At 66.1% G+C, this 20,706-nt stretch carries 25 protein-coding genes; 10 read left to right on the forward strand and 15 right to left on the reverse strand.

All coding sequences use genetic code 11. The annotated features are described in order from the left end of the window. Positions 1-77 precede the first annotated feature (77 nt). Positions 78-2,357: a heavy metal translocating P-type ATPase gene (locus IV113_RS08520; RefSeq protein ID WP_291083073.1), complete on the reverse strand. Its 2,280-nt coding sequence runs from the start codon at positions 2,355-2,357 to the stop codon at positions 78-80. A 113-nt stretch (positions 2,358-2,470) separates the two neighbouring features. Between IV113_RS08520 and IV113_RS08525 the strand changes: the two genes are divergently transcribed. The 6 genes from IV113_RS08525 (at position 2,471) to minE (ending at position 6,100) form a co-directional block, all read left to right on the forward strand. Continuing rightward, entirely contained in the window at positions 2,471-2,677 is a 207-nt protein-coding gene (locus tag IV113_RS08525) for a cation transporter (protein WP_291083076.1), read from the forward strand. Beyond that, entirely contained in the window at positions 2,677-3,183 is a 507-nt protein-coding gene (gene cueR / locus IV113_RS08530) for a Cu(I)-responsive transcriptional regulator (RefSeq protein ID WP_291083079.1), read from the forward strand. Before IV113_RS08525 ends, cueR begins: the two co-directional genes overlap by 1 nt. Positions 3,184-3,248: 65 nt before the next feature. Then, the gene (locus IV113_RS08535; protein ID WP_291083082.1) at positions 3,249-3,812 is read left to right on the forward strand and encodes a Spy/CpxP family protein refolding chaperone; all 564 of its coding nucleotides are present in this window, start codon (positions 3,249-3,251) and stop codon (positions 3,810-3,812) included. 402 nt (positions 3,813-4,214) lie between these two features. After that, positions 4,215-4,985 (forward strand): septum site-determining protein MinC, encoded by a 771-nt coding sequence (minC, locus tag IV113_RS08540; protein ID WP_291083083.1) that lies wholly within the window; start codon positions 4,215-4,217, stop codon positions 4,983-4,985. A 35-nt stretch (positions 4,986-5,020) separates the two neighbouring features. Further along, on the forward strand, positions 5,021-5,836 hold the full coding sequence (gene minD / locus IV113_RS08545) for a septum site-determining protein MinD (RefSeq protein ID WP_291083086.1): 816 nt from the start codon (positions 5,021-5,023) through the stop codon (positions 5,834-5,836). A gap of 3 nt (positions 5,837-5,839) precedes the next feature. Next, positions 5,840-6,100, forward strand: a complete 261-nt coding sequence (minE, locus tag IV113_RS08550) for a cell division topological specificity factor MinE (protein WP_056265121.1) — start codon at positions 5,840-5,842, stop codon at positions 6,098-6,100. Positions 6,101-6,154: 54 nt separating this feature from the next. On the opposite strand, the gene IV113_RS08555 is transcribed toward minE, so the two are convergent. After that, positions 6,155-7,117, reverse strand: coding sequence for a DNA topoisomerase IB (locus tag IV113_RS08555; RefSeq protein ID WP_363318591.1), 963 nt, complete (start codon positions 7,115-7,117; stop codon positions 6,155-6,157). Positions 7,118-7,541: 424 nt separating this feature from the next. Here IV113_RS08555 and IV113_RS08560 point away from each other — a divergent pair, with 424 nt between their 5' ends. Both IV113_RS08560 and infA read left to right on the forward strand, forming a co-directional pair. Continuing rightward, positions 7,542-7,811: a hypothetical protein gene (locus tag IV113_RS08560; protein WP_291083091.1), complete on the forward strand. Its 270-nt coding sequence runs from the start codon at positions 7,542-7,544 to the stop codon at positions 7,809-7,811. 28 nt (positions 7,812-7,839) lie between these two features. After that, on the forward strand, positions 7,840-8,094 hold the full coding sequence (gene infA, locus IV113_RS08565; protein WP_056265133.1) for a translation initiation factor IF-1: 255 nt from the start codon (positions 7,840-7,842) through the stop codon (positions 8,092-8,094). A gap of 4 nt (positions 8,095-8,098) precedes the next feature. On the opposite strand, the gene IV113_RS08570 is transcribed toward infA, so the two are convergent. Then, on the reverse strand, positions 8,099-9,127 hold the full coding sequence (locus tag IV113_RS08570; protein WP_291083095.1) for a patatin-like phospholipase family protein: 1,029 nt from the start codon (positions 9,125-9,127) through the stop codon (positions 8,099-8,101). Beyond that, a complete protein-coding gene (locus IV113_RS08575; RefSeq protein ID WP_291083098.1) occupies positions 9,124-10,224 on the reverse strand; it encodes a 3-deoxy-7-phosphoheptulonate synthase in 1,101 nt (366 codons plus the stop codon). Before IV113_RS08575 ends, IV113_RS08570 begins: the two co-directional genes overlap by 4 nt. 160 nt (positions 10,225-10,384) lie before the next feature. Here IV113_RS08575 and IV113_RS08580 point away from each other — a divergent pair, with 160 nt between their 5' ends. Further along, positions 10,385-10,876 (forward strand): hypothetical protein, encoded by a 492-nt coding sequence (locus IV113_RS08580; protein ID WP_291083101.1) that lies wholly within the window; start codon positions 10,385-10,387, stop codon positions 10,874-10,876. Here the strand turns inward: IV113_RS08580 and IV113_RS08585 are convergent. The 6 genes from IV113_RS08585 to IV113_RS08610 all read right to left on the reverse strand — a co-directional run bounded on the left by IV113_RS08585 (position 10,857) and on the right by IV113_RS08610 (position 14,598). Then, the gene (locus IV113_RS08585; protein WP_291083104.1) at positions 10,857-11,495 is read right to left on the reverse strand and encodes a 3'-5' exonuclease; all 639 of its coding nucleotides are present in this window, start codon (positions 11,493-11,495) and stop codon (positions 10,857-10,859) included. The genes IV113_RS08580 and IV113_RS08585 overlap by 20 nt on opposite strands. Beyond that, positions 11,464-12,912, reverse strand: a complete 1,449-nt coding sequence (locus IV113_RS08590) for an ATP-binding protein (protein ID WP_291083107.1) — start codon at positions 12,910-12,912, stop codon at positions 11,464-11,466. Before IV113_RS08590 ends, IV113_RS08585 begins: the two co-directional genes overlap by 32 nt. Before the next feature lie 49 nt (positions 12,913-12,961). Next, the gene (locus IV113_RS08595; protein ID WP_291083110.1) at positions 12,962-13,366 is read right to left on the reverse strand and encodes a response regulator; all 405 of its coding nucleotides are present in this window, start codon (positions 13,364-13,366) and stop codon (positions 12,962-12,964) included. A 128-nt stretch (positions 13,367-13,494) separates the two neighbouring features. After that, positions 13,495-13,806: a BON domain-containing protein gene (locus IV113_RS08600; protein WP_291083113.1), complete on the reverse strand. Its 312-nt coding sequence runs from the start codon at positions 13,804-13,806 to the stop codon at positions 13,495-13,497. A 39-nt stretch (positions 13,807-13,845) separates the two neighbouring features. After that, positions 13,846-14,292 (reverse strand): BON domain-containing protein, encoded by a 447-nt coding sequence (locus tag IV113_RS08605; protein WP_291083116.1) that lies wholly within the window; start codon positions 14,290-14,292, stop codon positions 13,846-13,848. A 60-nt stretch (positions 14,293-14,352) separates the two neighbouring features. Then, positions 14,353-14,598 carry a CsbD family protein gene (locus IV113_RS08610; RefSeq protein WP_291083119.1) on the reverse strand — a complete coding sequence of 82 codons (246 nt, stop codon included), beginning with the start codon at positions 14,596-14,598 and terminating at the stop codon, positions 14,353-14,355. Between the two features lie 262 nt (positions 14,599-14,860). Here IV113_RS08610 and IV113_RS08615 point away from each other — a divergent pair, with 262 nt between their 5' ends. Then, positions 14,861-15,493 carry a response regulator transcription factor gene (locus IV113_RS08615; protein ID WP_291083122.1) on the forward strand — a complete coding sequence of 211 codons (633 nt, stop codon included), beginning with the start codon at positions 14,861-14,863 and terminating at the stop codon, positions 15,491-15,493. A gap of 16 nt (positions 15,494-15,509) precedes the next feature. Here IV113_RS08615 and IV113_RS08620 read toward each other — a convergent pair whose 3' ends face one another. The 5 genes from IV113_RS08620 to IV113_RS08640 form a co-directional block, all read right to left on the reverse strand. Beyond that, positions 15,510-16,925: a phospholipase D-like domain-containing protein gene (locus IV113_RS08620; protein ID WP_291083125.1), complete on the reverse strand. Its 1,416-nt coding sequence runs from the start codon at positions 16,923-16,925 to the stop codon at positions 15,510-15,512. 137 nt (positions 16,926-17,062) lie between these two features. Beyond that, on the reverse strand, positions 17,063-17,653 hold the full coding sequence (locus IV113_RS08625; protein WP_291083128.1) for an ABC-type transport auxiliary lipoprotein family protein: 591 nt from the start codon (positions 17,651-17,653) through the stop codon (positions 17,063-17,065). Further along, complete coding sequence (locus IV113_RS08630) at positions 17,650-18,657, reverse strand: MlaD family protein (RefSeq protein WP_291083131.1); 1,008 nt, start codon at positions 18,655-18,657, stop codon at positions 17,650-17,652. Before IV113_RS08630 ends, IV113_RS08625 begins: the two co-directional genes overlap by 4 nt. Next, entirely contained in the window at positions 18,654-19,421 is a 768-nt protein-coding gene (locus IV113_RS08635) for an ATP-binding cassette domain-containing protein (RefSeq protein ID WP_291083133.1), read from the reverse strand. Before IV113_RS08635 ends, IV113_RS08630 begins: the two co-directional genes overlap by 4 nt. 4 nt (positions 19,422-19,425) lie before the next feature. Continuing rightward, positions 19,426-20,547, reverse strand: a complete 1,122-nt coding sequence (locus IV113_RS08640) for an ABC transporter permease (protein ID WP_291083136.1) — start codon at positions 20,545-20,547, stop codon at positions 19,426-19,428. Positions 20,548-20,706 lie beyond the last annotated feature (159 nt).

Consider the following 20,706-nt stretch of genomic DNA (forward strand, 5'->3'; position numbering starts at 1 on the left):
CCTCGTTGGGCTCGCTCAAGCTTCGCTCAACACCGCTGCAACCGCATTGACCTGCATCAACAAGTGGCGTGGCGCGTTCAGCGCTGGGGCGGTTTCCAGCGCTTGAGCAGCAAGGCGTTGCTCACCACGCTCACCGAGCTCAGCGCCATGGCCGCACCCGCCACCACCGGGCTCAGGAAGCCGAGGGCCGCCAGCGGAATGCCCGCCACGTTGTAGGCAAAGGCCCAGAACAGGTTCTGCCGGATCTTGCTCACCGTGCGGCGCGAGATGTCGAGCGCGGCCGCCACCATCAACGGATCGCCCCGCATCAGCGTGATGCCGGCCGCGTGCATGGCCACGTCCGAGCTGCCGCCCTGGGTGTGGCTCATGGCCATGCCGACGTCGGCCGACGCCAACGCCGGCGCGTCGTTCACGCCATCACCCACCATCGCAACGACATGACCACCCTCTTTCAAGCGCCGCACCACCGCCGCCTTGTCACCCGGCAACACCTCGGCCATCACTTCACCCTCACTCGCCCGCAAACCCAGGCGCGCCGCCATGGCCATCGCGGCGCCCTGGTTGTCACCCGACACCAGAACCAGGCGCATGCCGGCCGCGCGCAGCTCGGCGATGGCGGCCGCTGCGCCGGCCTTGGGTTCGTCACCGAACGCCAGCACGGCCAGGGGTGACCACACCGCATTGCCAGGGGCCCGACTGGCCAGCGCCGACACGGTGGATCCCTGTTGTTGCAGAGCCTGCGCACGTTCGGAAAGTGGTCCCAGATTCACACCGAGCTCGTCCATCCAGCGCAGGCTGCCCAGCGACAACAAAGCCCCTTGCACCATGCCCTGGCTGCCCCGGCCCGCCACAGCCTGCACATCGCTCGCCGCATCGGACAACACCACCAGCGAACGCGCCGTCGCCGCCTCGACCACCGCACGCGCCAGCGGGTGTGCGCTCTGCACCTGCAAGGCCGCTGCGGCCTGCAGCACCGCCAGTTCGTCCACACCATCCGCGGCTTCGATCACCAGCAGACGCGGGTGGCCCTCGGTCAGCGTTCCGGTCTTGTCGAAGGCCACGGTGTCCACCTTGTGCGCGATCTCCAGCGCCTGCGCGTCCTTGATCAAGATGCCGTGTTGCGCGGCCACACCCGTGCCCGCCATGATGGCCGCCGGCGTGGCCAGACCCAGCGCGCACGGGCAGGCGATCACCAGCACCGCCACCGCGTGGATCAGGGCCACTTCCATGGCCGCGCCCGTCCACAGCCAGCCCAGCATCGTGGCCAGCGCAATGACCAGCACCACCGGTACGAACACGGCCGCCACCTGGTCGACCATGCGCTGCACCGGCGCCTTGCCGGCCTGCGCGTCCTGCACCAGCGCAATGATCTGCGCCAGCACGCTGTGCGCACCGATCGCGCGCACCTTCACCTCGACCGCGCCTTCGCCGTTGAGCGAACCGCCGGTCACGCCGTCACCCACGGCCTTGGCCACCGGCATGGCTTCACCCGTGAGCATGGATTCGTCGGCCTGCGTGCTGCCTTGCACCACCGTGCCGTCGGCAGCGAAGCGCTCGCCCGGCAACACACGCACCACATCACCCGGCAGCAGTTCGTCCACCGCCACATCGGTGATCTCGGTGCGGCGGATGCCGTCGGGCAACAGGTGGGCGCGGTCGGGCCGCAAGGCGTGCAGCGCGCGGATGGCGGATGTGGTCTGACGCTTGGCACGCGCTTCCAGCCACTTGCCCAGCAGCACCAGCGTGATCACCACCGCCGAGGCTTCAAAGTACAGGTGCAGCATCTCGCCCGGCTCCGAGCGCCACCACAACCAGGTGGACAACGCCCACGCCGCGGTGGTGCCGATGGACACGAGCAGCTCCATGTTGCCGGTGAGTGCCTTGAGCGCATGCCAGCCGGCGCGGTAAAAGCGCGCACCCAGCACAAACTGCACCGGCGTGGCCAGCACGAATTGCATCCAGGCCGACAGCATCCAGTGCTGGCCGAACAGATCACCCACCATGGGCAACACCAGCGGTGCCGACAACACGATGCCGATGAGCACCGGCAAAAAATCAACTGAAACACCCATCCAGCGCGCGTCGGCCACCGCATCCATGGCTTCCATCGTGCGGGGTTCATAACCCGCGTCGCGCACCGCACGCTTGATGCGCGCCAGGGCCTCGTGTGTGTCGCCCTCGGCGATCAGCACCCGCGCCGATTCGGTCGCCAGATTCACCGTGGCTTCCGACACACCGGTTTGTTTCTTCAAGGCCTTCTCCACCCGCAACACGCAGGAAGCGCAGGTCATGCCGCCAATGCCCAGGTCGATCTGGGCGGGCGCAAGGGAAACAGTGGCAGCGGTGATCGTGTTCATGAACACAGCATAGGCTTTACCACCATGGGAAGGTCAAGCACACAACATCCTTGACCTTCACACCGTGTCAAGGATGACAATGGATTTTTCCATTCAACCTTCAAGGAATTTCCATGAGCGAAGTCTTCACCGTGCAGGGCATGACCTGCGGCCATTGCGAAAAATCCGTGACCACCGCCATCAAGCTGGTCGACCCGCAGGCGCAGGTCACCATCGACCGGGTCCAGAACCGCGTCGAGGTGGACAGCACTCAGCCCCGCGACACCTTGGCTGCGGCCATTCGCGAAGAGGGTTATGAGGTGGCGGCGGGAGCGCCATGATGGACAACGAGATCGACCTGCGGACAGCGTGGCCGGTCAACATCGGCAAAGCCGCCGAACTCAGCGGCATCTCACCCAAGATGCTGCGCCACTACGAAACACTCGGGCTGCTGGGTGATGTGGTGCGCACGGACAGCAACTACCGCCAGTACAGCCTGGCCGACGTGCATTCGCTGCGTTTCATCCGCCGCGCACGCGACATGGGCTTCGGCCTGGACGCCATCGCCGAGCTGGTGAGCCTGTGGCACAACCGCAAACGCAGCAGCGCCAGTGTCAAGCGCATCACCCAGAAACACCTGGACGAACTGGCGCAGCGCATTGACGCCCTGCAAGCCATGCAGCGCACGCTGGGCGAATTGATGCACCTGTGCCCGGGCGATGGCCGTCCGGACTGTCCGATCCTGGACGACCTCGCCCACCCAGCCGCGCTGCCGAAAACCGGCACAAAACTTTACAGACCAGCCACATCAGCCCCACCGCGCAGAAACACCCCCCGACCACACTGAAGTCATTCCACAGCCCACCGACCCAAGCTGTGGTGAATCTTCCTCAACGGTCACTAGGAGTGAACATGACATCGATTCCCAAACGCGCCCTGATGGCCGCCGCCCTGGCAGCCGCTTTCGCCGGTCTCTCGGCCACCGCCATCGCCCAAGGCACCACGGCAGCCCCCACGGCACCGACCACCACGCAGGCCCAGGAAGGCGCCAAGGACGACCAGCGCGACGCCAAACGCGCCGAGCGCATGGCCAGGATGCAGAAACGCATGGCCGAGCACCAGGCGGCCCTGAAGGCCGAACTGAAGATCACCGCCGCACAGGAACCCGCCTGGAATGCCTTCGTGGCACGCACCCAGCCAGACGCTCGCCCGGCCCGCCAGGGCCCCCGCGAAGACTGGTCCAAGCTGACCACGCCCCAGCGCCTGGACAAGATGGCGGCCATGAAAGCCGAACGCGATGCCCGCATGAGCCAGCGCCATGACGCCATCAAGAGCTTCTACGCAGCACTCAACGTCGACCAGCAGAAGGTGTTCGACGCGAAACAGATGCAGGGTTTTCAGCGCGCCGGCATGAAAGGCCACGGCAAACACCATCACCACGGTGGTGGTCACCACCGCATGGGCGGCACGATCTGATCGGCTCCCAAGCCGATGGACTTCTCTGCGTCTTGTTCTTATATATTCCTTTAAATACAAGATAGCAGTAGTAGTAGAGGGCGCTGTCCGCTGTGGACAAGCGCCCTTTCTCTTGTCCGATCAAGGACTTGCACCCGCTCAAAGTCTGTGTGAAGGACCCTGGACCCGAACGGGCGAAAAAAGGATAACTGCCAAAAACTGGATGAGCCTGTGGATAAGTGAGGGTTTGTTCAAAAGATATACACAGAGTTGTCATATCGGGCACGGAAACATGCCCTGACACCTGGGCACAAGCGTTTGCCGGTCGTGGGGTCCCCGGCTGTTAAACTGCGCCGCTTCATGCCCGAGCCGATGCAGCGCATCGCCCGCGTCGGCTGCTTTTTTTGTGAGCCTGTTTCGCCCATGTCTGTTGCCCTCGCAGGAAGCGCGCCCACCACCTTCGAAATCAAGAGCGCGCACTTGCCCCTGGTGGCGCTCATGCTCAAGTCGTCCGATCTCGACCGTCTGGCCCAGGAGCTGACCCAGCGGTTCGGCGACATGCCCGACTTCTTCGACAACGATCCGCTGGTCATCGACCTGCATCCGCTCAATGTGGCGGAGGCCAACGCCCTGCCCGATTTCGGCGCCTTGCAAACCCTCTTGCGCCAATACCGGTTGGTGCCGCTGGCCGTGCGAGGCGGCACCATCGAGCAGACCCGCCTGGCCCTGGCCGCCGGTCTCACGAATGCGCCCGACGCATCGGTGCAGCGCGCCGCCCCCGCCGTGGTGCCAACCGAGATCACCAACGCCCCCGAACCCGTGGCGCCATCGGCACCCGCGCCGGCGCCCGGCGCCCTCGTCATCGACAAACCCTTGCGTTCCGGCCAGCAGGTCTATGCGCGTGGACGCGATCTGGTTGTGATGGCCATGGTCAATCCAGGCGCCGAGGTCATTGCGGACGGCCACATCCATGTGTATGCACCGCTGCGCGGCAAGGCCATCGCCGGTGCCCGTGGCAACGCCGATGCACGCATCTTTGCGCTCAGCATGGCGCCCGAGCTGATCTCGATCGCCGGCATTTACCGCACCAGCGAAGTCGCACTGCCCGAGTCGATCCTGGGCAAGCCGGCGCAGGTGCGTCTGGTGCCCGGCCCCGACGGCGACAAGCTGGTGATCGACGCCATCGGCGCCTGATCCGCCCCCATTTTCAGAACAGAAGGACCTTCACCATGACCAAAATCGTTGTCGTCACCTCCGGCAAGGGCGGTGTGGGCAAGACCACCACCAGCGCCAGCTTTGCCTCCGGCCTCGCCCTGCGCGGCCACAAGACCGCCGTGATCGACTTCGACGTCGGCCTGCGCAACCTGGACCTGATCATGGGCTGTGAGCGGCGCGTGGTGTACGACCTGATCAACGTGATCCAGGGCGAAGCCAACCTGAACCAGGCGCTGATCAAGGACAAGCAGTGCGACAACCTGTTCGTGCTGGCCGCCAGCCAGACGCGCGACAAGGACGCGCTGAGCCAGGAAGGCGTGCACAAGGTGCTGACCGACCTCGCCGCCATGGGCTTCGAGTACATCGTGTGCGATTCGCCCGCCGGCATCGAGACCGGTGCGCTCATGGCCATGCACTACGCCGACGAAGCGCTGATCGTGACCAACCCCGAGGTCTCCAGCGTGCGCGACTCCGACCGCATCCTGGGCATGCTGGGCAGCAAGACCCAGCGCGCCATCGACGGCAAGGAACCCATCAAGGAACACCTGCTCATCACACGCTACAACCCCACGCGCGTGGCCGACGGCCAGATGCTCTCACTCGAAGACATCCAGGACATCCTGCGCATCAAGCTGATCGGCGTGATCCCCGAGAGCGAAAACGTGTTGACCGCGTCCAACCAGGGCACGCCGGCCATCCACCTCAAGGGCACCGACGTGGCCGAGGCCTACAGCGACGTGATCGACCGTTTCCTGGGCGCCGACAAGCCGCTGCGCTTCATCGAGGCCAAAAACGCTGGCTTCTTCAAACGCCTGTTCGGGGGGAAATGACGCATGTCGATCTTTTCCTTTCTGCTCGGCGAGAAGAAAAAAACCGCCAGCGTGGCCAAGGAGCGGCTGCAGATCATCCTGGCGCACGAGCGCAATGGCCGCAGCGCCTCCGAGCCCGATTATTTGCCCGCGCTGCAGCGTGAGCTGGTCGCCGTGATCAGCAAATACATCAAGATCAACCCGGACGACATCAAGGTCCAGCTCGACCGCCAGGACAACCTGGACGTGCTCGAAGTCAAGATCGAACTGCCCGATCGCAAGTAACGGCAACGGTGTCTCAGCTGGCTGCCTTGTTCGGCCGGCGCGCGAGCAGCGCCATCAGCGCACATTCGGTGGCACGCAAACCCCGGGTGCCATGCGCTTTGCTGCCGTGTGGTGCGGCCCACCTTTCTTCGAAACAGCGCTGCACGGCGGGATGGATGTAGAACTTGCGGCAAACGGCTTCTGTATTGCCGATCTGTTGCGCAACCTGTCGCACCACCTCGCTCCAGGTGCTGCGTCGGGCGGCATTTCCAGGCCGCTCAGCACCTCGAGCGCGTGCACGCTGGCATGCCAGGTGCGAAAGTCCTTGGCGGTGAAATCCTCACCGCCGACTTCGCGCAGGTAGGCGTTCACGTGATGGGAACTCACCGCCCCGCGTCGGCCTGTCTCATCGATGTACTGAAAGAGGTGCTGACCCGGCAGATCCTGGCAGCGCTGCACGATGCGTGCCGCGTGGCGGTCGGTCAGCCGGGCGCGCTGCTCGATACCGCCTTTGCCGCGGAAAGAGATGACGATCTCGTCCGCGCTTGTTTGAACGTGCCGATCGCGCAGTGTGGTCAGGCCGAACGAGCCGTTGTCCGCCGCGTACTCGGCATTGCCCACCCGCATCGCAGTGCGGTCGAGCAGGCGCACGATGGCGGCCACGACGGTTCTCCGGCGCGGTTCGTCACTGCGCAGGTCGCGCGCAACAGCTCGGCGAATGTGCGGAAGTCGGCGGCCGAATTCGCGCATGCGGCCGAACTTCTTCAGGTCACGCTGGCTGCGCCAGGCCGCGTGGTAGCGGTATTGTTTGCGTCCGCGCGCATCGCGCCCGGTGGCTTGCAGATGGCCGCGTGCACTGGGGCAGATCCAGACATCGGTGTAGGCGGGCGGTATGGCCAGGCGGCGAACGCGTTCAAGTTGGGCGGCGTTGAGCACGGTCTGCCCGGACGCGGTGAGGTATGAAAATCCCCGGCCGCGGCGCACACGGCGCCAGCCAGGCATGCTGTCTTGCACGTAGCGAAGGTCAGAATTCTTCAAGGGGGCTTGTTTCCAATGTTGCTCTGCGCGCAAGGAGCAAACGGTGTGCCGTAGCTTGTCGAAGGAGCCCGATCCAGCACGTTTCGCGATGCCGTGCTATCATGCGTGGTCGCCTTGAGCGACCAGCCGCGCCCGGGTCCACAGCCCAAACGCACCGCCCCCGGCAGAGGGGCTGCTGGTCCAGCCCCTCCAAGGTGCGCCACCCCGCTTTCTCACAGCACCGTGGCCTTTCCCTCCCTGCTTTGCCTGAACACCTGCCGTGGTTCGTGCGCTGGTCTTGGTCGGTTGCTTCCCGCAACGACCGATGACCGGATCAAGCGGTGAGACACCCCGGCGCTGGGGCTGCCAATGGTTTTTGATTTTTGATTCGGGTCTTTCCGACGCTGCGGCGAACGCCGCGCGCCCCGACCCACCGATGTTTTTGATGATTCACACGATTTCCACGATTCCAACCACGAATCCCTCTCCGCTCACCTTGGGCAAGTACCGCATTGCGGCTTTGCCGCGCCCCTTGCCGTGCGGCCAGTTCGCCGCGCAGGTGTCCATCGCCAGCGGCGTCGGCAGTGCCTCGACCGCCCGCGTGATGCGTTTTGACAGCGCCTTCCCCACACACGCCGCCGCGGCCGACTACGGCCTGGCGCAGGGCATCGACTGGGTGCACGACACCACCCGCCTGGCGGCCCGGCCGAACTGACCCGTACACTTCAAGCAAAGGAAACACCATGGCCAAAGAAGAACTGATCGACATGATGGGCATCGTCAACGAGGTGCTGCCCGACACGCGCTTTCGTGTGACGCTGGACAACGGTCACCAGCTGATTGCCTATTCCGCTGGCAAGATGAAGAAGAACCACATCCGCATCCTCGCGGGTGACCGCGTTTCGCTCGAACTCTCGCCTTACGACCTGACCAAGGGCCGCATCAACTTCCGCCACATCGAAGGCCGTGGCCCGATGGTGCCGCGCAAGCCGCGCTGATCCTTCAGTAGAACAAGGCTTCGAGGTCAACGCTGCTGCGTTGGCCCACGTCGGCGTGGTGCGCCGACAGCCACGCGCTGCCGTGCTCACGACCCAGCGCGAACAGCATCTCGAAGAAGCGCATGTTCGCCGCGGCCTTGCTCTCGGCGCTGAGCGCGCCCAGCACTTCGCTGGCTTCAATCACGTGAAAGTGCGTGCCGGCCAGGCGCCGGTCGAGCTCGCCGCGCTGCCACCACGAGCTGCGCGCAGCGCGCTCGCGCAAGTGGGCAAACATGCGCATCTCACGCAGGAACGTGGCGTTGAACGCCAGCTCCATCATCCGGCTCTTGATGTCCACCGCCGACTGCGGTGTGGCGCTGTGCTTCAGTGGGGCCAGCATCACCAGCATGATGTCGCGCGCGCTGCACTCGTGGAACAGCGGAAACACCGCCGGATTCGCCGCATAGCCCCCATCCCAATAGGTTTCCCCATCGATCACCACGCCGCGGTGCATGGTGGGCAGGCAGGCCGAGGCCAGCACTGCGTCGGGCGTGAGCTCTGGCGCGCGGAACAGCCTCAGCTTGCCGGTGTTGACGTTGGTCGCGGCCACGAACAGCTTGACCGGACTCTGCGTGCGAAGGCGCTCGAAATCCACCTGGCTTGAGAGGATTTTGCGCAGCGGATTGAGGTCGAACGGGTTGAGCTGCTCGGGTGAAAAGTAGTGCGTCCATTGCAACATCAGCTGCATCGCCGGTGCCAGCCGCATGTCCTTGCCATCGGCCGTGGGCATGGCCACCTCGAACGGCATGCTGGCCGCCACGGCACTCCAGAACTCGCGCAAGGCGGTGCGCGCACCGTCCCGCCCTCCCGCCATCAGGCCTTGCGCCAGCATCACGGCGTTCATCGCGCCCGCGCTGGTGCCACTCACGCCATCGAAGCGCAGGCGCCCGTCTTCCAGCAGCGCATCGAGCACGCCCCAGGTGAAGGCGCCGTGCGCGCCACCGCCTTGCAGCGCCAGGTTGATGGCCGGCGGGCCGCGCCAGGGCAGGTTCATGGCGCTGCACTGTGCAAGCGCCGCGCGCGCACCGCGGCCGCCAGGCCTTGCAGCACCGGAACCGTCTGCTCGAACGAGATGCAGGCATCGGTCACGCTCACGCCGGTGGTGAGCGGCTGGCCCGGCACGATGTCCTGCCGGCCCTCGTGCAGGTGGCTCTCGATCATCACGCCCACGATGCGGCTGTCGCCCGCCGCCACCTGAGCGGCCACGTCGGCCGCCACCTCGATCTGTTTTCGGTGCTGCTTGCTGCTGTTGGCGTGTGACACGTCCACCATCACCTGCTCGCGCAGGCCCGCCTTTTTCAACAGCGCACAGGCCGCGCTGACGTCGCCTGCGCTGTAGTTGGGCTGCGCGCCGCCGCGCAGGATCACATGGCAGTCGTCGTTGCCGCGCGTCTCGAAGATCGCGGCCTGTCCCATCTTGGTCATGCCCATGAAGGCGTGGGAGGCGCGCGCCGCCTGGATCGCATCGGACGCGACCTTCACCCCGCCGTCGGTGCCGTTCTTGAAACCCACCGGGCACGAGAGGCCGCTGGCCAGCTGGCGGTGGCTCTGGCTCTCGGTGGTGCGCGCGCCGATCGCGCCCCAGCTCACGAGGTCGCTGATGAACTGCGGGCTCAGCAGATCCAGGAACTCGGTGCCCACCGGCAGGCCGAGCGCCAACACGTCGAGCAACAGCGCGCGCGCCATCTCCAGCCCTTCGTTGATCGCGAAGCTGCCATCCAGGTGCGGGTCGTTGATATAGCCCTTCCAGCCTACGGTGGTGCGCGGCTTCTCAAAGTACACGCGCATCACCACCATCAGGTCCTCCTGCAGTGCGTTGGCCTGTTCCTTGAGCAGGCGGGCGTAGTCGATGGCCTGCGCGTGGTCGTGGATGGAGCACGGTCCCACCACCACCACCAGGCGGTCGTCCTGTCCGTGCAGCACGCGGGAGATGGCTTCCCGGCTGTGCTGCACCAGGGCCTGGGCGGCATCCACGGCGGGTTGCCATTCCTGCAGCAGGGCGGGCGTGATCAGCGGGCGCACCGCACCGATGCGCAGGTCGTCGATGCGGGTGGTGTCCAGCGTGGTGGGTGGTGTGGCGTGGGTTTTCATGGAGACAGGAGGGCGGGAAAAGAGGAAGAGCGGCGAAGCCCGCAACTGCGTGGCATTGGGCACCCATTTTGGGGCTTGCCCGATTCAAGAAGCGCCGGGCGACGACCGAAACAAAGAGAAACCGCTGGCTTTAGCGAAACGTGTCCGAGAGGTCTCCATGATGAACACTCCCACCGCCTGCGCCCTGCTGGCTGCAATCACACTCACCGCGCCGGCAGCGCTGGCGGAGTCGTCCACCACGCTGGACCTCTCCCCGGCGTCCAGCTCGCAACTCTGGCTCAACGTGGGCGGCTTCTCGCGGCACTTCAAACGGCAAAACGGCTACAACGAAAACAACCTCGGCCTGGGGCTCGAATACCGCACCAGCCCCGAGATCTCGTACATGGCCGGCAGCTATTACAACAGCGTGCGCGAGAACACGACGTACGCCGCGGTCAATTGGCAACCCTGGTCCCTGGGCGGATTCAAGCTCGGTGCGGCGGTGGGCTTGATGAACGGCTATCCGGCAATGAATCGCGGCGGCAATTTTTTCGCCGCGTTGCCCATGGTCACCTACGAGGGCCAACGCTTCGGCATCAACGTCGGGCTGGTCCCATCGATCAAGAACGTGGACAGCGCGGTGATCGTGCAGTTCAAGGTGCGTGTGAACTGACCGTCACAGGAGATCGCTGTGCGCTGAAGAAGCGCGGCAACTGGTTGCGCGCGCAGCGCTGCAACCCCATCAGGAAACCGTGGTCCGGCCGACCCACGCCGTGCTGCGTGCGCAGATCGTGCTGGATGCGCGCCAGCAGCTCGGCAGCCATTTCGGCGTCGGCCAGGGCGCGGTGAGCCTGGCCCGTGCGCGGCAGACGGAAGAAGTCCACCAGCGAGCCCAGCTTGTGGCTGGGTGCCTGCGGGTAGAGCCGGCGCGAGAGCAGCACCGTGCAGGCAAAGGCGTGCGACGCGGGCTCACCCGCCAGCGCCAGCTCGGCCTGCCAATAACGGCGATCAAAGGACGCGTTGTGCGCGACCATGGGAACCCCACCCACGAAACGCGCCGCGTCGCGCATCACAGCGGCGGCCGGTGGAGCACAGGCCACCATGTCGTTGGTGATGCCGGTGAGTTGCGTGATGAACGACGGGATGCGAACGCCTGCGTTCATGAGACTCTGAAAACGGTCCACCACCCGGCCTTGTTCGGTGATGACGATGGCCACCTCGGTGGCTCGGTCGCCCATGGAGGGCGAGATGCCGGTGGTTTCAAAATCGATGACGGCGATCGGAGAGGGCATGGACGGCGGGTTGAACGGGTGCATCAAAGGGATGCAACGAGCTTAGCGCAGCGCAGGCTCCTGGGTTTCGCACGAATCCCCCCTCGATTTGCGCCCTGCAAGGCAGCTCCGCGACGATGTGCGTGCCCTGCCCGGGACTGCTGTTGATGGTGAGGTGGCCGCCGTGGGACTCCACGCGCACCCGCATGCCGATCAGGCCATGGTGGCGAGCAGGCACGCTGTGGGTATGAAACCCGCAGCCGTTGTCCAGCACGCTCACCCGCACCCAGTCGCCCTTGCCCTCCAGCTCCACCGTCACCTGCCGGGCCCGCGCGTATTTGCTGATGTTGGTGAGCGACTCCTGCACCAGGCGGAAGACGGTGAGCTCGCATTCCTTGTCCAGGCTCACCGTCTCCAGCTGGGCGGTGACGGGAATGCCCAGGCTGCTGGCCACTTCCTGGCACAGCACTTCCAGCGCTGAAGCGAGACCCAGTTGGTCGAGCGATGAGGGCCGCAGGTTTTCGATGATGCGGCGCTTCACGGCAATGCCTTCGTTCAGGCGTTGCTCGATGCCGCTCATGCGCTCCAGCGCGGTGGTGGGCATGTCGGCCACCCGACGCAGACGCGCGAGCTCAAGCTTCATGGCGGTGAACAGGCCGCCCAGCTCGTCGTGCAGTTCGCGCGCCAGCCGGCCGCGCTCGTCTTCGCGGGTGTTGACCAGGTGACCAGCCAGTTCGCGCAGCTCGGCGGTGCGCAGGGCCACCTGCGACGCGAGGTATTCACTCTCGCGCGCCTTCTGTGCGTCGCTGTAGCGCAACTGGCGGGTGAACAGCACCAGACCCAGGACCGACATCAGCACCAGCAGGTGCAGCGCCACCCGGTTGATCATGATGGCGTCCAGCAGCGACCCACGCGCGCGATCCTGGAGCGCAGACGCGCGCCCCAGCACCAGATCGAACTCGCTGCGCAGTTCGGCGTAGCTGGCGCGCCCGCGGTCGCTGCTGGCCAACAGGCGGGCCTGGGTGCGCCGGCCTTGCTCGGCCGTGTCCATCCATTCCTCCATGGCGCTCACACGCGCCTGGATGCGCATGCGCACGGCCTCCACCGACACGGTGCGCTGGGGGTCCACATCGGCGATGAGCTGGAAAGCGCCGCGCTGCGCTTGCGCCAGCGCGGTGATGGATTCGCGATAGGCGTCGCGGTCGGCCGCCTGGCCATTGATGAGGAAGGCACGGGCGGCGAGTTCAGCGTCGGTGAGGTTTTGCAGAATGCGCCCGGCCTGAAGCCGCGCATCGGTCAGCGCGATGCCCTGCGCCAGTGTGGAGCGTGAGTGCTGGAACGCGCCTTCGATGACCACGACGGCGACCACCGCCAGGGCCAGCACCACCGGCATCACGTACCGCGTGCGCGCCACGCGCTCGATCGACGACTTGATCATCCCGGCTCCCGGTGGCTGCGCATGGCGCAAGCCTTGTTGTTTTCAGCTTCTACCGCAACTCACCCGGCCGCGTGGCCGAGCCGTCCGACACCCGGGCGCAGTACGCAATGAGGTCGTCGAGCTCACACGACTTGTCGAACACCCGGTCGGCCCCCAGCGCGGCGCAACGTTTGCGGATGTCGGCGGTGGCGTAATTGGTGAGCACCACGGTCCTGGAGGGCAGTTGCGCATCTTGCGCTGCCTTGAGCACGCCCAGACCCGAGCCGGACATCAGGAATATATCGACGATCAGCAGATCCAGCGAGGTGCCCTCGCTGCGCAACCAGCGCACAGCACTGTACTCGTCGACAGCGTTCCCGACCACTTCAACGTCGGTGAGTTCCTGCAGCGTGGAGACCAGGTTCTCGTAGATGACTTGGTTGTCTTCGACGATGAAGGTTTTCAGCGCAGGCATGGTGTGTGGTGGGTGAAACGAAGCCGGGGCGCCGATGCATCACTGCGTCGTGCGCCCCGTGGAGCGTCGTTGAAAAAGCCCATTGCGTCTGTAGGCGGCGTCCTACAGCGCTCAGGGCGGGGTGGTGGTCAGCGCACCAGGATGTCGTTGCGAACCGCTTGCACACCCGGGGTGGACCGGGCCAGTCGCTCGGCTGCGGAGCGCTCTTCAGCCGACTTGGCGAAACCCGAAAGCTGCACCGTGCCCTTGAGCGTTTCTACGCTGATGGAGGTGGCGCTGACGGTCTTGTCTTCGGCCATGCGGGCCTTCACGCGGGTGGTGAGGGCGGCATCGTCGATGTAGGAGCCCACGGACTGCTGGTCGCGGGCGACCGCGCAGCCGGTGAGTTGAACGAGGGTGAGGGTGGCGGCTGCGGCCAACACGGCGTGTGCGAGTTTCATGGTGTCCTCCGGTGTTTGAATGGGGTGTGAGATGAGCGCTTAGCTGTTCTTTTTCTCGACGGTCAGGCGGTTGTCCACGGTGACCACGCCGTCAACGGCCGCCGCCAGGGTGGTGGCGCGCTGGCGCGAGGCTTCGTCGGGAGCCGTGCCTTTCAGCGCGACGTTGCCTGCTTCGGTGTCGACGTCGATCTTCAGTGAACTGAGCTTGTCGTCGGCGGCCAGAGCAGCGTTCACCTTGGTGGTGATGGCCATGTCGGTGGCGTTTTTGGACACCGTGTCGGCGGCTTTCGAACCAGCCGTCTGTGCGTCGTTGGCGGCGACCTGGGCGTCGTTCTTCAACTCGGTGCCGGCCGATTGCACCGTGGCCGTGGAGTTGTCGATTTTCTGCCCGACGGTGGTGTCGTCAACCTTTTCGCCGCAGGCGGCAATGAGCACGGTGGCTGCGGCGGCGGCGAACAGGGCGGAGTAGCGGTGTGTGGTTTTCATGTCGATTCCTTCAAGAGAAGGCCGGACGCATCCGGCGGATGTCACGGTGGTCAGTTGGGCTCAGACTTTGTCGGTCGGGCGCTTTTTGGGGCTGGCAAACCAGTCGTCGCCGGCGTGGCGCTCCCATGCAGCCACCTGGCGCTCGGCTTCGTCCTTGGCCACGCCATAACGTTCCTGGATCTTGCCGGCGAGCTGATCGCGGCGACCCGCCACGACGTCGAAGTCGTCATCGGTGAGCTTGCCCCACTGCTCGGTCACGCGGCCTTTGAGTTGCTTCCAGTTGCCTTCGATTCGGTCCCAGTTCATGTGCTTTACTCCTGTTGAGGTTTGCTGAGGTCGTTGGGTCGGTGTGTTCGCCGCCCTCGACTCGGTGCTGATGTCAGCGTCAAGCCGTGCCTTCACTGTAGGTGGGGGGGTCTGCCCGGTGTGTCGGGCAGCGTGCCGTCGCCCTGTAGGACAACGCCCATCGTCCGGGCCGCCGCGTGTAGGCGTTGTCTGACGGCGCCCTCGGTCGGGGCCTGTTAGATTTCCGCATCCGCCCAAAGCGCTCACCCTCACCCAGACACCCATGATCAGAATCGGCATCGTCGACGACCACGCCGTCGTGCGCACCGGGCTGCGGCAGTTTCTTGCCGAGCATGTGGACCTGCGCGTCACCGGAGAAGCCAACAACGGACGCGATGCGCTGGAGCTGGCGCGCGGTGGTGAGGTGGATGTGCTGCTGATGGACATCTCCATGCCCGAGCACGGCGGCGTGGATGCACTGCAGGCGATCAAGGCGCGCTTTCCCGACCTGGCGGTGCTCATCCTCAGCGGCTTCCCCGAAGCGCAGTACGCCACCACCCTGCTGCGCTACGGCGCCAGTGGTTACCTCAACAAGGATTGCGCGCCCGAGGACATCGTCAACGCCATCCGCACCGTGGCGCGCGGCCGGCGCTACGTGAGCCCGGCGGTGGCCGAGTTGCTGGCCGATGGCGCGGCCGGGGCGGCAGAACAGGCGCCGCACGAACTGCTGTCGGAGCGCGAACTGCAGGTCTTCCTGCGGCTGGCCCAGGGCGAGACCATCGGCCACATGGCCGAACAGATGTTCCTGAGTGTCAAGACCGTGAGCACCTACCGCTCGCGGGTGATGGAGAAGCTCAAGCTCACCAGCAACAGCGACCTCACTTACTACGCGCTCAAGAACGGCCTGATCCAGTGACCGGGGCCTGAGCGCGTCAGAGGAAGCGCTCCACGATCCGGCTCAGCGTTTCCATCGCGCGGTTGTTCAGACCGCGCCGGCGCCAGGCCTCCAGCGTGATCGGTTTGGAAGCTGCGCGGTCGCGTTCGAACAACGCGTTCATCTCGCCACCAAAGTCGTCGCCCAGCACGATCACGTTGAGTTCGCTGTTCGCCACAAAGCTCAGCCAGTCCAGGTTGCTCGAACCCACGGTGGAGAACACGCCATCGATCACCGCCGTCTTGGCGTGCATCAGGGCGTGCTCCATTTCGTAGATGCGCACCCCGGAGGAGAGCAGGTCGTCGTAGTACGAACGCCCGGCGTGAAACGCCAGCGACGAGTCGCTGCGTCCGGGCAGCACCAGTTCGACCGCCACACCGCGTGTGGCGGCGTTGCGCAAGGCGTTGACAAAATCGGTGCCGGGCGCGAAATACGCCATGGTGAAACGAACGTCGACCTGCGCGGCGTCCACCGCGGCGAGCAGGGCGCTGTAGATGCGGTTCTCCTTGTCGCGCGGATCGCTGGCCAGCACTTTCACCACGCGCTGGCCGGGCTCACCCGCGGCCTTGCTCGTGGCCTTCTGGCCGAGCGAACCCTTGCAGCCCTGCTCCTCCCAGGTGGCCTCGAACACCTGGGCCAGCGCCGGTGCCACGGGTCCGCGCAGTTCAATCTGTGTATCGCGCCAGCCGTCGTCGTCATCGGCGCGGTCACGGGGTTTGCCCCGGCGGCCAAACGAGCTGGAGCCATAGACGCGACTGATGTTGATGCCTCCGGTGAAGGCAACCTCGTCGTCCACCACCAGCAGCTTGCGGTGGTCGCGGTGGGTCAGGCCCCAGTAGCCCGGGCGCTTGGTCGGGTTGATCGGGTTGAAGGCGCAGACCGAGACGCCGCCGTCGACCAGGCGCTTGAAGAAGGCATCGGGCGTGGTGATCGAGCCCACCGCGTCGTAGATCATGGCCACCGTCACACCCTGCGCTGCGCGCGCGATGAGCAGATCGGCCACCTCGGCCGCCACACCCTGGTCTTCGACGATGTAGCTCAGCAGCAGCACGCGGCCCCGTGCCTGCGCGATGGCCGCCTTCATGGCGCCGAAGGTGGCCGGTCCGTCGATCAGCAGGCGCGTGCGGTTGCCGCGGTACAGGTCCGCGTCGCCGCTGGCGGTGAGCGTTTTCAGGTGGTGGATCACGAGGTCCTTCTTGCCCTCGTTGACCAGACCCTGCAGTGCCTTGCGCTCGGCCACGGCCGACACCTGCCCGGCTGCGCCGCTCACCGTCACCGTGCCGGTCTGCCCGTCGGGAATGTCGGCGGTTTTGGGGGGCAGGCTGGAGCAACCCGCCACCAACAGCAGGCCCGTGAGTGCAAGGCCGCACAGCCGGCGCAGGTTTGGGGTCTTCGAGGGACGTGGCGTGTTCATGGATTCAACGGATGGTGGGGAAGACCCCGGTGCGTGGGTATACACGCGAGTGTGGACGCAGCGCTCATCCCGGTGTGTCGGCGGGGGCTCTGCGCGACTGTCGGACACATCTGACAGCACAGGCCTTCCGCGCGCGTTCATGGAGCGGTGGTGATGCGCTGGGCCAGGCGCCAGATGGCCAGGCGGTGGGCGGCGGCCAGCGCGTCAACCGAGCGATCGGGCAGTTCGATCTGGATGTCCGCGGTCTCCATGGTCGGGGCTGTGGTGGGCGTGGCGAGGGTGAACCACCAACGTGCCCGCATGCGCAATGCCTGACGCGCCTCATCGGCCACCAGCGTGTCGATCTCCACCCGCAGGCGGCGCGCCACGCTCACCCCGGGGGGCGCGGGCGACAACCACACCAGACCTTCGCCACGCAGCAGCGCCAGATCGGCCGCGAGCCGCACGGGAATGCTGTCGCGAAGCGGTTCGACCCAGCGATGACCCTCCAGGGGCACCACACCCGCCGCACCGCTGGCGACCACCAGCGTGTCCCGCTCCAGCGTGCCGGGCAGTCGCATGCGCCCCGACAGTTCCCACACCGTCCCGTCACCAGCACGGGCTGCGGGTGAGGCTTCGGGAGGCGCGCTCTTGAGTTCGTACCAGTGCGTGGGCGTTGGCGTCGACGCGCAACCCACCAGCAGCAGGGGCACCAGACCGGCCAGGATCAGCGTGTCGCGGCGCTTCATGGGGTCACCTTGCGGCCGCGCAGCACGGCGTCGGGTTGTTGTTCCAGCGTTTCGGCCAGATCGCGCAAGGCGCGGGCGGCGCGCGCCAGGTCTTCCAGTGCGCGGTCGGCACCGATCCGCAGACTGGAGTCGTCCGCGGTGGCTTCGCGCAGCGAGGCGGCGCTGCGGCCCACCTCGTCGGCGGCGCGCTGCAGGTTCTGCACCAGCGGCGCGTTGGGCGCGAGCAGCTCGGACACCTGATCGGAGGTGTTGTTGACCGAATCGGCCGCGCGGCTCAGGTCGTCCATCGCGGTGCGCGTTGACGAGAGCGAGCGCTGCAGTTCGTTGGCCAGCGGATCGATGCGTTTGTCCAGCCGTGTGGAGACGCGATTGATGGTGGCCGTGATGTCGGCCAGGTCGGCCAGCGCCTGCTTGAGCTCCGGGCCCGAGACCAGGGCGCGGGCAGATGCCGCGATGGCCGAGACGTCTTCGGCGATCTTGCGGAAATCCATGCCTTCGAGCTGGTTCTTCAGGGCCTGGATGGCCGTGGCGGTGGTGGGAATTTCGGTGACGTCGCGGTAGGTGCCGCGCAGCTTGCCCGGGCGCTCGGGCCGCAGGTCCAGGTCCACGTACAGCTGGCCGGTCAGCAGGCTCTGCATGGAGAGCTGGGCGCTCAGGCCGCGCTCCACCAGGGCAGGCAACGCCAGACCCACGCCCTCGGTCCTGCGGCCGTCGAGCCCGCTGACGGCATCACCGTCCAGCGCCACCAGCACCGGGATGGAGAAGTCGTCGGACTTGCGGTCGTAAAAGACCGCAACCGATTCCACGCTGCCCACACGCACGCCGCGAAACACCACCGGCGCGCCCACCTGCAGTCCATAGACCGAGCCACTGAAAAACATGACGGCTTTCTCCTTGCGGGTGAACAGGCTGTTGCCCGCCAGCGCGATGATGGTGGCGGCGATCAACGACAGACCGACCACCACGAAGGTGCCGATCAAGGTGGGGCTCAGCTGGCGCTTCATGCGGGCTGCGCCTCGGGTTGCACAGCGCCACGGCGCAGGAACGCCTGCACGCCGGGCGGGCCATGGTGCAGCAATTCGTCAGGGGGGCCGAGTGCGGTCATGGTCTTGCTTTCTGCGTCGAGAAACAGCACGCGGTCGGCCAGCGCGAAGATGCTGCCCAGCTCGTGGCTGACCATCACCACGGCGGTGCCCAGGTCGTCGCGGAGGTGCCGGATGAGTTCATCGAGGTGGGCTGAGGTGAGGGGGTCGAGGCCGGCCGATGGCTCGTCCAGAAACAGCAGGGGTGGGTCCAGCGCGAGCGCGCGGGCGATGGCGGCGCGCTTGCGCATGCCGCCGCTCAGGCGCGCGGGCTCGGACTCGAAGCTGTCGGCCAGCCCCACCAGCGCGAGCTTGAAGCGCGCCGCCTGCTCGCAGGCCTCCGGGCTCAGGGCGGTGAACAACTGCAGCGGCAGCATCACGTTTTCGCCCACCGTCATGCTGCTCCACAGCGCGCCGGCCTGAAACGCCACGCCAAAACCCTGGCGCAGCACGCCCAGGGTTCTGGCGTCTGCCGTGTACAGGTCTTGCGTGCCGTGCAGCACCTGGCCCTTGGCCGGCGCTTGCAGACCGATGAGGTGGCGCAGCAAGGTGCTCTTGCCACAGCCGCTGCCCCCGGCAATCGCCAGCACTTCACCGGGCAGGATGTCGAAGTTGAGGTCGTGCTGCACGACGACGTCGCCGAAGGCCATCGTCATGTCCTGCACTTGGATCAGAGGAGTGTCCATCGCGTCACCAGCCCAGTTGTTGAAAGACCACGGTGAGCACCGAGGCCACGGCCACGATCCACACGATGGCCTGCACCACCGCCGCGGTGGTGGCATCGCCCACGGCTTGCGCGCTGCGCCCGGCCGACATGCCCTGCAGGCAACCCGACAAGGCCACGAGCACCGAGTAGGTCGTGCCCTTGAGCAGACCCACCAGCACGTGCGGCAAGGTCAAGGACTGGGCGCTGGCGTACACATACTCCAGCGAAGTGACGCCGTAGATGCCCACGGCCACCAGCCAGCCCACCGCCATGCCCACCAGCGCGGCGAACGCCGTGAGCAACGGCCCCACAAACAGCAGGGCCAGCACGCGTGGCAGCACCAGGAAATCGACCGGGTTCACCCCCATGGTGGCCAGTGCGTCCACCTCTTCGTTGGCCCGCATGCTGCCGATCTGCGCCGCGAACGCCGCGCCCACGCGGCCCGCGAGCACGATGCCCACCAGCAGCGCTGCCACTTCCCGCACCACACCCACCGTCACCAGGTCGGCAATGAAATTTTGCGCGCCGAACCGCTGCAACTGGGCCGCACCCATGTAGGCCACGATCAAGCCGACCAGAAAACTCACCAGCGCCACGATGGGCAGGCTGCGCGGCCCGGTCTGCTCGATCTGCCACGCCAGGTCGCTCCAGCGCATACCGCTCTTGCCACGCAGCAGGCGACCCACCGACAACAACACCTCGCCCACGAATGTGAGCGAGCGGCGCCCCTCGGACCACCAGGCCTGGGTGGACGCACCGAGTGCCGCAAGGCGGCCCACATGGGGTTGGGGCACATCGGCTGTCGGTGCATCGGACAGTGCCAGCGACACGATCTCGCGCAGGCCCGCGGGCAGGCCGCGCAGGTCCAGCTGCACCGGCGGGCGGGCCAGCGCGTTCAAGCGTTGCCACAGGTTGGATGCCAGCGCTGCGTCCCACGAGCGCAGTGTGGCGGTGTCGAAGCGGACCTCGCCCTCCACGAGCGAACCCGGCGCATCCGGCAGAGGACCTTGGTGCCCACGCCATTCGCCTCCGATGCCGAGTACCCAGACATCGTCTTGCTGCAACCACTGCGCGCTGGCGGCTTGCGTGGGCTCAGGCCGCACCATGGCATCCGATGCGATCTGAGGGACAGCGTCGGGATGCCGGGCATGCGGACAGCAACTCGTTCATCGCCATATCCTAGTCGCATGCACGTGGCATGGTCCGTTCGTTGTCACACACTCCGCATGAAATATGACCACTCAAAAAAGGGAACACGGCGGGCC

It is taken from the genome of Hydrogenophaga sp. (genome assembly GCF_018780385.1).
Lineage (GTDB): Bacteria > Pseudomonadota > Gammaproteobacteria > Burkholderiales > Burkholderiaceae_C > Hydrogenophaga.